10 protein-coding genes are annotated in these 12,196 nt (G+C 63.8%); 3 read left to right on the top strand and 7 right to left on the bottom strand.

What is annotated here, in order from left to right:
• Positions 1–3 precede the first annotated feature (3 nt).
• Positions 4–357, bottom strand: a complete 354-nt coding sequence (locus ATE64_RS09915) for a DUF3034 family protein (protein ID WP_231729064.1) — start codon at positions 355–357, stop codon at positions 4–6.
• Between the two features lie 6 nt (positions 358–363).
• Positions 364–1,266, bottom strand: coding sequence for a LysR family transcriptional regulator (locus tag ATE64_RS09910; RefSeq protein ID WP_058455407.1), 903 nt, complete (start codon positions 1,264–1,266; stop codon positions 364–366).
• A gap of 99 nt (positions 1,267–1,365) precedes the next feature.
• Between ATE64_RS09910 and ATE64_RS09905 the strand changes: the two genes are divergently transcribed.
• Positions 1,366–1,740, top strand: coding sequence for a nuclear transport factor 2 family protein (locus tag ATE64_RS09905; protein WP_058455406.1), 375 nt, complete (start codon positions 1,366–1,368; stop codon positions 1,738–1,740).
• Positions 1,737–1,952 (top strand): hypothetical protein, encoded by a 216-nt coding sequence (locus tag ATE64_RS09900; RefSeq protein ID WP_058455405.1) that lies wholly within the window; start codon positions 1,737–1,739, stop codon positions 1,950–1,952. The genes ATE64_RS09905 and ATE64_RS09900 overlap by 4 nt, the downstream gene beginning before the upstream one ends.
• Before the next feature lie 556 nt (positions 1,953–2,508).
• Here the strand turns inward: ATE64_RS09900 and guaA are convergent.
• On the bottom strand, positions 2,509–4,095 hold the full coding sequence (gene guaA, locus ATE64_RS09895; protein WP_058455404.1) for a glutamine-hydrolyzing GMP synthase: 1,587 nt from the start codon (positions 4,093–4,095) through the stop codon (positions 2,509–2,511).
• Between the two features lie 195 nt (positions 4,096–4,290).
• On the opposite strand from guaA, the gene ATE64_RS09890 reads away from it, so the two are divergent.
• Positions 4,291–6,696, top strand: a complete 2,406-nt coding sequence (locus tag ATE64_RS09890; RefSeq protein WP_058455403.1) for a TonB-dependent receptor plug domain-containing protein — start codon at positions 4,291–4,293, stop codon at positions 6,694–6,696.
• A gap of 10 nt (positions 6,697–6,706) precedes the next feature.
• On the opposite strand, the gene ATE64_RS09885 is transcribed toward ATE64_RS09890, so the two are convergent.
• The 4 genes from ATE64_RS09885 to ATE64_RS09870 form a co-directional block, all read right to left on the bottom strand.
• A complete protein-coding gene (locus tag ATE64_RS09885; RefSeq protein ID WP_058455402.1) occupies positions 6,707–7,762 on the bottom strand; it encodes a glycosyltransferase family 1 protein in 1,056 nt (351 codons plus the stop codon).
• A 10-nt stretch (positions 7,763–7,772) separates the two neighbouring features.
• Positions 7,773–8,654 (bottom strand): UDP-2,3-diacylglucosamine diphosphatase, encoded by an 882-nt coding sequence (locus tag ATE64_RS09880; RefSeq protein ID WP_058455401.1) that lies wholly within the window; start codon positions 8,652–8,654, stop codon positions 7,773–7,775.
• 152 nt (positions 8,655–8,806) lie between these two features.
• Positions 8,807–10,240, bottom strand: a complete 1,434-nt coding sequence (locus tag ATE64_RS09875) for an aldehyde dehydrogenase family protein (protein WP_058455400.1) — start codon at positions 10,238–10,240, stop codon at positions 8,807–8,809.
• Positions 10,241–10,374: 134 nt separating this feature from the next.
• Positions 10,375–12,021 carry an acetolactate synthase large subunit gene (locus ATE64_RS09870; protein ID WP_197410151.1) on the bottom strand — a complete coding sequence of 549 codons (1,647 nt, stop codon included), beginning with the start codon at positions 12,019–12,021 and terminating at the stop codon, positions 10,375–10,377.
• Positions 12,022–12,196: the final 175 nt, after the last annotated feature.

Genomic DNA, 12,196 nt, shown 5'->3' with positions numbered 1-12,196 from the left:
CCCTTAAAAGGCGAGCTGGGCGGACAGGAATCCGCCGCGCTGCTTGTCGAAGGTGGCGATCGAGCCGAGATCGACATAAGCCGCGGTGACGGTAAGGTTTCTTGTCAACGCATAGGCCGCGAACAGATCCCACCAATCATTCTCGCGCGCGATCGCCAGATTGTCGGGCTTGGTGCGATATTCGCCGCCGATCACTGCGCGGCGCGACAGCTGATAGGCGACTGACCCTTCGAACTGCACCGAATGCGTGTCGTTGCCGGCGGTTCCGAAGCCGAGCAGCCCGCAGCTTCCCGACTTTTGGGGAACGGCGGTCATCGTGAATGGTGCGTTGAGACCCGACCGTATCAACTTGGCCAAGCGCCGCTAATTCTTCTTCCCCAATTCGCGTGCGAGCAAAAGAAATGCGGAGAGGCCGGCTGAAGGGTGACGCCTCCCGGGGTAATATAGGCAAAGCCCAGGGAAGGGCGGTGTCCAGTCTGCGAGCAGGCGGACAAGTGTCCCTTTTTTGATATCTTGGACGACGTCCTGTTCGAAAAAGAAGCCGATGCCCAGGCCGGCCCGGACCGCGGCAAGGGATAGCGGAAGGTCATCGAAGGTCATGGGCCCGCTCACCTCGAGCTGCGCCGTGTCGCCGCCTTTTGCGAAATGCCAGCGGTAGAGCGAGCCATCGGGAAGGCGAACGCGGATGCAGGCGTGGCCGGCAAGATCGGTCGGTATCGACGGATGCGGTCGCTCGGCCAGATAGGCAGGTGAGGCGACGACGGCAAAGCGCTGGGCCTCGCCGAGGGACAGCGCAATCATGTCGGACGGCACAAGGGAGGCGACGCGAACGCCCAGATCGAATCCTTCGGCGACAATATCGCGCAGCTGCCCTTCGGTCACCAGATCGACATGCATGTCGGGGTATCGGCGGGCATATGCGAGGATAAGATCTGTGAAGACGGGCGAGCGCGCGGCGAAGGGTGGCGCGTTGATGCGCAGTATGCCCGTCGGCGTCCCGCGGCGCTCGCGCACGATCTCGATGGCGTCGCGGACATCCTGAAGGGAGGGGCCGAGGCGATCGACGAAGATCCGTCCAGCGTCGGTCAGTGCCACGCTCCGCGTCGTCCGGTTGAACAGCCGCACCCCAAGCTCGGCTTCGATCCGCGCAATCATATGGCTGAGCGCGGTCGTCGACATGTCCAGATCGATGGCCGCCTGCCGGAAGGATGCCCGCCGCGCCACAGCGATCACGGCATCAAAATCTCGAAGCGCCAATCGGTTCATTATCCCGAATCCTTCATCAACTCATCCAAAATTGACCTACTTATTCGCACAATGTTCAAGCACTAATTGGGAGGCAAGCCAAACCGAAGGAGAATCGAGATGCAGACCAGTGCCCACGACAATCAGCGCGGCGGCGCCGAAGCGCTTCTCGACGCGTTGCCGAAACCCATCGCCGATTATATCGAGGCCAACGCACGGCTCGACGTTGACGCCATGCTGAAGCCTTTTGCCGCCGATGCGGTGCTCTTCGACATCGGGCGTCCGCACGCGGGCCAAGCAGCACTCCGGACCTTGTTCGAACAGGAAGTCGTGGCCGTGAAAGCAATCTTCACGCCGGACAGCCTCCGCCATGAAGACGGCAAGGTTGTCGTCGAAGGGCCCGCCCATGGCCACTTCAAAGGCAGCCCGATCCGCTTCACCTACGCCTTTGCGCTCGAAAACGAGACTATCAAGACGCTGGAGATCACGCTGTGAGCATCCAGGCTGATCCGAACGAATTTGCGGGGAAGCGGGTGCTCGTCAGCGGCGGCACCAAGGGTCTCGGTCGCGCCACCGTCGATCCCTTTCTCGCCGGCGGCGCCCGGGTCATCACCGCGGCCCGCGACAACCCCGAGCCCATCGGCGGTGTCAAGTTCGTCCGGGCCGACCTGACAACGGCGGTGATCTCGGTAAGAAGACTGGCTTGATCGGAAGCAACTCCCGTGCGAAAATCGACCGTCGCATAGCTCGCGTGCTGTCGGCCATGGGAGCCGCTTGCAGCCATTTCTCGCCGAACTGGCCAAAGCTCTTTGCTTTCTTGATGCGCCTCTTTTCTCGCTGCTATGCAGACGGTAGCCCACACACAAAGGAAATCGTGCAGCGGGGATTGACCAGCACATACGTGCCATCACAGTCCGAGACCTTATATGGTTTTTCTTTTTGTTTCAAATGCTTGAGTTCTGAATCGGTTAGCATGAGTCGTACCCCGACTGAAAAATACCGTCAGCCTCAAAACGCAGCTCTCCCGCCCGAAAAACCACTGCTTTGCCGAATGTTAGAGAAAAAATGCCGCCGTGGGCTGATGTGTCCCTGACGGTATCCACGATTTCTGGAAGGCACAAGGGTATCCAAGGCCGACAGCCGACCCGCCAGAAACGAAGGCTGCCCACCGATTGTCGTCGATTGACATCGACAACAAAATAAATTTTCCAAATAGTTGGAATTCGAAGTTGGACATGGTTTCGGGGCTTTTCGTGCCCCGAATCATTCCCACTCGATCGTGCCCGGCGGTTTGGACGTATAGTCATAGACCACGCGGTTGATGCCTTCGACCTCGTTGATGATGCGGGTCGCGCAGCGCGACAGGAAGGTCGCATCAAAGGGATAGATGTCCGCCGTCATGCCGTCGGTCGAGGTGACGGCGCGGAGCGCGCAGACGCTGTCATAGGTGCGATAGTCGCCCATCACGCCGACGGTGCGGACCGGGAGCAGCACCGCGAACGCCTGCCAGATCGCGTCGTATAGGCCGGCGTTGCGGATTTCCTCGAGATAGACAGCGTCGGCCTTGCGCAGGATGTCGCAGCGTTCCTTGGTCACTTCCCCGGGGATGCGGATCGCGAGGCCGGGGCCGGGAAAGGGGTGGCGGCCGACGAAGATGTCGGGAAGCCCCAGTTCCTTGCCGAGCAGGCGGACTTCATCTTTGAACAGCTCGCGCAGCGGTTCGACCAGCTTCATGTTCATGCGTTCGGGCAGGCCGCCGACATTGTGGTGGCTCTTGATCGTCACGCTCGGCCCGCCAGTGAAGCTGACGCTCTCGATTACGTCCGGATAGAGCGTGCCCTGCGCGAGGAAGTCGGCGCCGCCGATCTTCTTCGCCTCTTCCTCGAACACGTTGATGAATTCGCCGCCGATGAACTTGCGCTTCGCCTCGGGGTCGGTGACGCCCGCGAGGCCGCTCATGAAGCGCTCCTCGGCATCGACGACCACCAGCGGAATATTGTAATGATCGCGGAACAGGCGCTCGACCTGCTCGCGTTCGTTCATGCGGAGCAGGCCGTGGTCGACGAAGACGCAGGTGAGCTGCTCGCCGATCGCTTCGTGGATCAGCACCGCCGCGACCGCGCTGTCGACGCCGCCCGACAGGCCGCAGAGGACGCGCTGGTCGCCGACCTGTTCGCGGATTTCGGCAATCTTGGTCGCGCGGAACTCGGCCATCGTCCAGTCGCCCGCGCAGCCGCAGACGTGGCGGACGAAATTGGCGATCAGCTTGGCGCCGTCGGGCGTATGGACGACCTCGGGATGGAATTGGGTGCCGTAATATCGGCGCTCATCATTGGCGATCACCGCGAAGGGGGCACCGTCGCTGACCGCGACGATGCGGAAGCCGGGCGCGAACTCGGTGACGCGGTCGCCGTGGCTCATCCACACCTGGTGGCGTTCGCCGACGCTCCACAGCCCGTCGAACAGCACGCAGGGTTCGGTGACGGTCAGGAAGGCGCGGCCGAACTCGCCGTCGCGCTCGCCGTCGACGCCGCCGGGTTCGACGCGGCCGCCGAGCTGCTGGCTCATCACCTGCTGCCCGTAGCAGATGCCAAGGACGGGAAGGCCGCTGTCGAACACCGACTGCGGCGCGCGGGGGCTGCCGTCGGCGGGAACCGATGCGGGCGAGCCCGAGAGGATCACGCCCTTTGGCTGCATCCGCGCGAGCGCGGCTTCGGCGGCGCTGAACGGGACGATTTCGCTATAGACACCGGCTTCGCGGACGCGGCGGGCGATAAGTTGGGTGACCTGGCTTCCGAAGTCGATGATCAGGATCGATTCAGGGGCGATGGGAGAGTCGGGAGTCGGCATGGCTGGCCGATAAAGAGGCGCGCCCCTGCTGTCCAGCGGTCGATATCGGTCGTTTGTGGAACGGGGGTGGCCCCGACACATTGTTGCGACAATTGCGACATAGCTGAACCGCGAACAAAGAGCCGTGTCAGGCCGCGTTAAGCCCCGGCGTGGCAAGAAAAAACCAAGATAGACAAAGAACAAGGCCTCTCCCCAATGAAAAAATATCGCCTCTCCCTTTCCACGCGCGCGATCTTGCTGGCCGCAGGCGCGTCGCTGGCGATGCCCGCGATGGCGGAGGACGAAGGAGCCGCTGCCGCCGTCGCGGTTGCCGATCAGCCCGCCGCGGATCCCGCGCCGTCGGCGGCCGACGACGATTATGACGATATCGACGGCGACGAGATCGTCGTCACCGCGCCGCGGCTTGCCGGCCAGCTCGAGACCGATATTGCGGCCGAGGCCGAACTCGATGAGGCGGCGATCGCGAGCTATGGCGTCTCCAACGTCGCCGACCTGATCACCGCGCTGGCGCCGCAGACGCGCTCGGGCCGCGGGCGCGGAAGCGGCCGGCCGGTGATCCTGGTCAATGGGCGCCGTATCGGTGGCTTCGGCGAGGTGCGGAACCTACCGCCCGAGGCGATCGCGAAGGTCGAGATTTTCCCCGAGGAAGTCGCGCTCCAATACGGCTATTCGGCCGACGAGCGCGTCGTGAACCTCGTGCTCAAGCCCAATTTCCGCCAGCTGGCGATCGAGGCCGAGGGCGGCATCCCGACGCAGGGCGGCCGCTTCCAGAGCGAGATCGAGCCGAGCTTCGTCGCGATCGGCAAGAACGGCCGCGTCAACCTCAATGGCGGTTGGGAGCACAGCACGATGCTCCTGGAACGCGAGCGCGATCTGGGCGATACCGGACGCAGCCTGCTCCCCGAATCCGACACTTATTCGATCGACGGGACGATCCAGCGCAGCCTCAACAAGGTCACCGACGCGTCGCTCAACATTCGCTTCGACCAGACCGACAGCCTGTCGTTCCTCGGGCCGCGGAACGGTAATGTCGACGATCCGCTGACCCGCGACAGCCGCAGCACGAATCTGACCTCGACCGCGAGCGTCAACGGAATGCTCGGCGACTGGCGCTGGTCGCTGTCGGGCAATTATGCCGATGCCGACCAGCGGACCTTCACCGACCGCGACAGCGGCGCGCGCGACCGGTTCGACAGCAGCCAGCAGACCTTCGGGGGCAGCGGCAATCTGTCGGGCACCGTGACCGAGGGCTGGGCGGGGCCGATCCGCCTGTCGATGACGGGGAGCTATTCGGGCATCCGCTACGACAGCCGCTCCGAACGCTCGGGCGCGATCACGACGAGCGACCTCGGCCGTGACCTGCCGAGCGTGTTCGGGTCGCTGACCATCCCGTTGCTCGATCCCGATTATAATGTGGGAAAGATCGGCACCGTGTCGCTGACGCTCAGTGGTCAGGCGGCGAACCCCAGCGATTTCCAGTCGCTGACGAGCTGGGGTGCGAACCTCAACTGGGGGATCACGAAAAATCTATCGCTGATCGCGAGCTTCAACAGCGATGAGGCTGCACCGGGTATCCAGCAACTTGGCGCTGCGCCGCTGGTGACGCCGGCGGTCACCTATTACGACTTCGCGACCGGCCAGACGGTCGAGATCACAACGACGACGGGCGGCAATCCGTTTCTGCGCGCCGAACAGCGCCGCGACCTCAAGCTGGGGCTGAACTGGTCGCTGCCGATGGTCGACGGGCTGAATGTCTCGGTCAATTACAACCGCAACAAGAGCTATGACACGGCGAACAGCTTCCCGTTGCTGACGCCCGAAATCGAGGCGGCTTTCCCCGACCGCGTGACGCGCGATGCGAACGGCGTCCTCGTCGCGCTCGACCAGCGGCCGGTCAATTTCGACCGCACCGAAAACTCGCAGATCCGCTGGGGATTCAACTTCGGCAAGAGCTTCGGCCAGCCCGCGCAGGGTGGACCCGGTGCAGGGCGACCGACTGGCGGGCCTCGCCCCGCCGGCGGCGCACCCGGCGCCGAGCGCCCGCGTGGCCCAGGCGGTCCGGGCGGCGGTGGAGGCGGCGGTTTCCGCGGTCGCGGCGGTCCCGGCCTGTTCGGCCAGCCGCAGGGCGGGCGCTGGCAGGTGTCGCTCTATCATACGATCAAGCTGACCGACACGGTGCTGATCCGTCCGGGTGTGCCCGAACTCGACCTTTTGAACGGCTCGGCAACGGGCAATGGCGGCGGCAGCAACCGCAATCTCGTCGAGCTGGACGGCGGGGTCTTCTACAAGGGGCTCGGCGCGCGCGTCAGCGCGAAATATGACAGCGGCAGCACGGTCACCGGCGGCAGCGCGGGCGACCTGAAGTTCGGCGACCTAGCGACTTTCAACCTGCGTTTCTTTGTCGATTTCAGCCAGAAACCCGAAATAACGAAGAATCTTCCTTTCCTGAAGGGCTCGCGCCTGCGGTTGTCGGTCGACAATCTGTTCGACGCCCAGCGCCGCATCACCGACGCGAACGGGCTGGTGCCCATCAACTACCAGCCGGGATATACCGACCCGCTGGGCCGCTATGTCGAGCTTGAGTGGCGCAAGTCTTTCTAGGGTTCAGACGCTAGGCGAGGCTGGGCGTTGCCATCAGCGGTTCGATTTCCGAGGTCTCGCCTGACGGGACGAAGGTCAGCGCTTGCAGGAACTGCACGGTGCAGGCTTCCCAGCTGTAGCGCGCGCCCAGCGCGGCAGCGTCGGCGCGACTGCACGCCAGCGCCATGGCGATCGCGCGATCGAGGTTGTCGTCCAGCGCACCTGCACTGTCGCGGATGATGTCGCCGGGCCCGGGAACCGGATAGGCGGCGACCGGCGTGCCGCACGACAGCGCCTCGATGACGACAAGCCCGAAGGTGTCGGTACGGCTCGGGAAGACGAAGACGTCGGCCCCGGCATAGGCGGCCGCGAGCGTTTCGCCACCGAGCTTGCCAAGGAAGCGGGCTTCGGGATAGCGCGCCTGCAATTCGGTGAGCGCGGGGCCGTCACCGACGATGACCTTCGTTCCGGGCTGCGCGGTTTCGAGGAAAGCCTCGATATTCTTTTCGACCGCGACGCGGCCGACGTAGAGCTGGATCGGCCGCTGCAAGCCGTCGAACGCGCAGAGGGGGGCGCGGTCGGGTCGGAACAGCGCATGGTCGACGCCGCGTTCCCACATCATCGTTTGCGTCAGGCCCTGCGCGGCAAGCTCGTGCGCGAGGCTGCGCGTCGCGACCATGATATGCTGCGCCGGGCGGTGGAACCAGCGGATGAAGCGCCAAACGAAGTCGGGCGACACCGGCAGCCGCGCCGCGACATATTCGGGGAAGCGCGTGTGATAGGCGGTCGTGAAGGGAAAATGATTCTGCAGGCACCAGCGCCGCGCCGCGAGGCCAAGCGGTCCTTCGGTCGAGATGTGGATCGCCTGCGGGGCGAAGGCGCGGATGCGCCGGCCGACCGCACGCCGTCCTGCGAAGGCCAAGCGGATTTCGCCATAGGTCGGGCAGGGGATCGAGCGGAACAGGTCTGGCGAAATCACGCCCACCTCATGCCCCTTGGCGCCAAGTTCGCCGATCGTCGCCTGCAATGTCCGGACGACGCCGTTGACCTGCGGCGCCCAGGCGTCGGTGACGATCAGGATTCTCACGCGGCGCGCCTCAGGCCGCCTTGGCCGGTGCGGGCAGCGACAGTTGCGCGGGGGTGTTGCGCGCCGCGACTTCCTGCGCCCAGTGCAGGATTTCCATGCGTCCGTCGTGGTGCTCGACCAACGCGGTGCATCCCTCGACCCAGTCGCCGTCATTATAGTAGTTGACGCCTTCGATCTCGCGCATCTCGGCGCTGTGGATGTGGCCGCAGACGACGCCGTCGACCCCGCGGGCGCGGGCCGCGTGCGCCACGACTTCCTCATAATGGCCGATGAACTGGACCGCGTTCTTGACCTTGTGCTTCGCGACCATCGACAGCGACCAATAGGGCAGGCCGAGCTTGTGGCGCACCCAATTCACCACGACGTTGCACTTCATCAGCCCGGTGTAGGCGGCGTCGCCGACGAAGGCGAGCCAGCGATGCGCAAGCATCACCGCGTCGAATTCGTCGCCATGGACGATCAGCAGCTTCTTGCCGTCGGCGGTCTCGTGGACAGCCTCGCGGCGGATCTCGACGCCGCCGAAGTCGAAGCCGTCAAAGGGTCGGACCATCTCGTCGTGGTTTCCAGGGACATAGACGACGCGCGTGCCGCGCTTTGCGCGCTTCAGCACGCGCCAGACGACGTCATTATGCTCGGGCGGCCAGAAGTGGCGCTTCTTGAGCCGCCAGCCGTCGATGATATCACCAACCAGGTACAGCGTCTCGCAATCGACATGGTCGAAAAAGTCGATCAGCAGCGGCGCGTTGCAGCCGCGCGTGCCGAGGTGGATATCGCTGACCCACACGGTGCGATAGCTTCGCCGTTCGCCGATCACGCGTTCCGGAATATGGGGATCGGTGGTGAAGGGATCGGCAAAACGGGCGGGGATCGGCAGGGTCGAGATCGAGGCCATGTCGTACTCCGTAAGCAGCCTTGGCTGCCCACGGCCTAGACAGGAGTTTTGTTACAGCGTGCGCGGCGAACCCGCGACAAAATGATGAAAGTTCGACTTCAGTTCGATGACGTTGCCGATTTGACACATATGACGGCAAGTTTCTGTGCCAATCAGGTTCGCCGGATCACCAAATTCCTGATTTCGCTCATGTCTTCCATCGCGAAACGCACGCCCTCGCGGCCGAGCCCCGAATCCTTCACGCCGCCATAGGGCATGTTGTCGACGCGGTAGGAGGAGACGTCGTTGACGACGATGCCGCCGACGTCGAGATGGTCCCACGCCTCGAGTATCTTGTGGATATCGCGCGTGAAAATGCCCGCCTGCAGGCCGAACTCGCTGTCGTTGACCTCGGCAAGTGCATCCTCCCACTGCGCGAATTTCGACAGGACGACGACGGGGCCGAAGGCTTCCTCGCGCACGACGTCGGTGTCATCGGGGACATTCTCCAGCAGCGTTGCCTCGAGCATGTTGCCCTCGCATCCGCCGCCCGCGAGCAAGGTCGCGCCCGCCGCCACCGCGGCGTCGATCCAGCCCTTCAGGCGCAGCGCTTCCTTCGCCGAGATCATCGGTCCGATGAAGGTATCGCGCAGCTTCGGATCGCCCGATTTCAGCGTCTTGACCTTCGCGGTCAGCATGTCGCGGAAGCGGTCGTAGATGTCCTCGTGGATGATCGTGCGCTGGACATGGATGCAGCTTTGCCCCGACTGATAATAGCCGCCGAAGATGATCCGCGCGAGCGCATGGTCGAGGTCGGCGTCCTTGTCGACGATCACCGCAGCATTCCCGCCGAGCTCAAGCACGACCTTCTTCTTGCCCGCCTTGGCTTTGAGATCCCAACCGACGCCTGGCGAACCGGTGAAGCTCAGCAGTTTCAGTCGTTCGTCGGTCGTGAACAGGTCGGCACCGTCGCGGCTTGCGGGCAGGATGCTGAACGCACCCTCGGGCAATATGTCGCATTCGGCGAGTACCTCGCCCATGATGATCGCGCCGAGGGGGGTCATCGACGCGGGCTTCATCACGAAGGGACAACCGACCGCGATTGCCGGCGCGATCTTGTGCGCGGCGAGGTTCAGCGGGAAATTGAAGGGCGAGATGAAACTGCACGGCCCGATCGGCACGCGCTTCCACATGCCCATATAGCCCTTGGCGCGCGGCGAGATATCGAGCGGCTGGATCTCGCCATAATTGCGCGTCGCTTCCTCAGCGGCGATGCGGAAGGTGTCGATCAGGCGCGTGACCTCGCCTTCGCTGTCGGCGATCGGCTTGCCGGCCTCGACGCACAGCGCATAGGCGAGTTCGTCGAACCGCTCCTGAAAGCGCGCGACGCAATGGGCGAGCACATCGCGCCGTTCGAAGCTCGCGAGCCGCGCCATCGGCTCGGCGGCGCGGACGGCACCCGCGATCGCTTCGTCGATCACGTCCGGGGTCGCGAGCGCGGTACGGAATGCGATCTCGCCGGTGAACTTGTCGATCACCGCAAGGTCCGTGTTCGGCTGCACCGCCTTGTTGTTGAGGTAGAGCGGATAGACGTCCTTGAGTTTCATTCAGCTTCTCCCGCCTCCCGCTTGCGGGAGGGGTTGGGGGTGGGTCAGCAGGGTGCGATGCCCACCCCGCTGCGACTAGCGAGCAAGCTCGCAAGTCTTCGCAGCCCCTCCCGTAAGCGGGAGGGGCTGAAAGCTTAAAGCTCCTTCGACAGCTTCTTAATGTCGATGTTGAGAATTTGGTCGTTCTCCGAATAGTCGACCGGGCAGTCGATCAGATGCACGCCCGGCGTGTCGCGCGTGTGCGCGAGCAGTTCTTTCAGATGCGCCGCGCTCTCGACGCGATGCCCCTTGGCGCCATAGCTTTCGGCATATTTGACGAAATCGGGGTTGCCATAGGTCAGGCCCCAATCCTTGAAACCCATGTTTGCCTGTTTCCACCGGATCATGCCGTAGGAACTGTCGTTGAGGATCAGCACCGTCAGGTTGAGGCCGAGGCGCACTGCGGTCTCCATCTCCTGGCTGTTCATCATGAAGCCGCCGTCGCCGCAGATCGCCATGACCTTGCGGTCGGGATAGACCATCGCCGACATCATCGCCGAGGGCAGGCCGGCGCCCATCGTCGCGAGCGCGTTGTCCAGCAGCACGGTGTTGGGCTTGCACGCGGTATAGCCGCGCGCGAACCATATCTTGTACACGCCATTGTCGAGGCAGATGATCCCGTCGTCGGGCATCGCGTCGCGGATCGACTGCACCAGATGCGGCGGAAAGATCGGGAAGCGCGTATCGGCGGCGAGCGGCGCGGTATGTTCGACCTCGGCCTTGCGGAAGGCGAGCATATGGTCGAACTTCCAACCGCCGTTGGGGACGATGTCTTCCTTCATCTGCCAGACCGCGTTGGCGATGTCGCCGATGACCTCGATGTCGGGGAAATAGACCGGGTCGACCTCGGCGGTCTTGCTCGACACATGGATCACCGTCGGGCCGCCCTGCTTCATGAAGAAGGGCGGCTTTTCGATGACGTCATGACCCAGGTTGACGATACAGTCCGACGCCTCGACCGCGCGGTGGACGAAGTCGCCCGCCGACAGCGCCGCGCAGCCGAGGAATTTCGGGTGGCGCTCGTCGATCACGCCCTTGCCGAGCTGGGTCGTGAGGAACGGAATGCCGGTCTTCTCGATGAACTGCAGCAGCATGCGGCTGGTCATCGTGCGGTTTGCGCCGGCACCGATGACCAGCACCGGCGATTTCGCCTCTTCGAGCGCCTTCACCGCTTCGCGGATCGACTTCACATCGGCGTTCGGGCGGCGCGAGTGGCTGCGCTTCAGCGGCGTCGAGTCGGTGTGCTCGTCGGCGATATCCTCAGGCAGCTCGATATGCACCGCGCCCGGCTTTTCTTCCTCGGCGAGGCGGAAGGCTTCGCGCACGCGGCTCGGGATATTGTCCGACGACGCCATCTGATGCGTATATTTGGTGATCGGCGACATCATCGAGCAGACGTCGAGGATCTGGAAGCGGCCCTGCTTCGATTTCTTGATCGGCTTCTGCCCGGTGATCATCATCATCGGCATCCCGCCCAACTGCGCATAGGCGGCGGCGGTGACGAAGTTGGTTGCGCCCGGCCCGAGCGTCGCGAGACAGACGCCGGTCTTGCCGGTGTGGCGGCCATAGGTTGCGGCCATGAAGCCCGCGCCCTGTTCGTGGCGCGTCAGGATCAGCTTGATCTTCTTGGAGCGCGAGAGGCTGTCGAGAAAGTCGAGATTTTCTTCGCCCGGAACGCCGAAGATATATTCGACGCCTTCTTCCTCCAGGCACTCGATGAACAGATCGGATGCTTTTTTCACGGTCAGTCGCCCCCTCAGCCGGCACCCTCTATGGTGCGGTCCTCAGTTCGTGCCGGCGACCCTTCAGCACAATGATGATGCAGCGGTTCCCGTCGTAAGCCCCGCGAGTCCCTGCTGCTTCGGGCAAGGTTTGTAACGAGGGTATAAGGGCTTGTCACCCACCCGTGGCCACTCG

The sequence above is a fragment of the Sphingopyxis sp. H073 genome, from assembly GCF_001468395.1.
In the GTDB taxonomy this organism is placed as follows: domain Bacteria; phylum Pseudomonadota; class Alphaproteobacteria; order Sphingomonadales; family Sphingomonadaceae; genus Sphingopyxis.
Note: the sequence above shows the minus strand (reverse complement) of the source record. Positions and strands in the feature narration are given on the sequence as shown.

Bases quoted from the DNA above. Each gene is read 5' to 3' on its own strand.
- guaA (WP_058455404.1), bottom strand. From the start codon at position 4,095: ATGCCGACTCCCGACTCTCCCATCGCCCCTGAATCGATCCTGATCATC.
- ATE64_RS09875 (WP_058455400.1), bottom strand. From the start codon at position 10,240: ATGAAACTCAAGGACGTCTATCCGCTCTACCTCAACAACAAGGCGGTG.
- ATE64_RS09890 (WP_058455403.1), top strand. From the start codon at position 4,291: ATGAAAAAATATCGCCTCTCCCTTTCCACGCGCGCGATCTTGCTGGCC.
- ATE64_RS09880 (WP_058455401.1), bottom strand. From the start codon at position 8,654: ATGGCCTCGATCTCGACCCTGCCGATCCCCGCCCGTTTTGCCGATCCC.
- ATE64_RS09905 (WP_058455406.1), top strand. From the start codon at position 1,366: ATGCAGACCAGTGCCCACGACAATCAGCGCGGCGGCGCCGAAGCGCTT.
- ATE64_RS09910 (WP_058455407.1), bottom strand. From the start codon at position 1,266: ATGAACCGATTGGCGCTTCGAGATTTTGATGCCGTGATCGCTGTGGCG.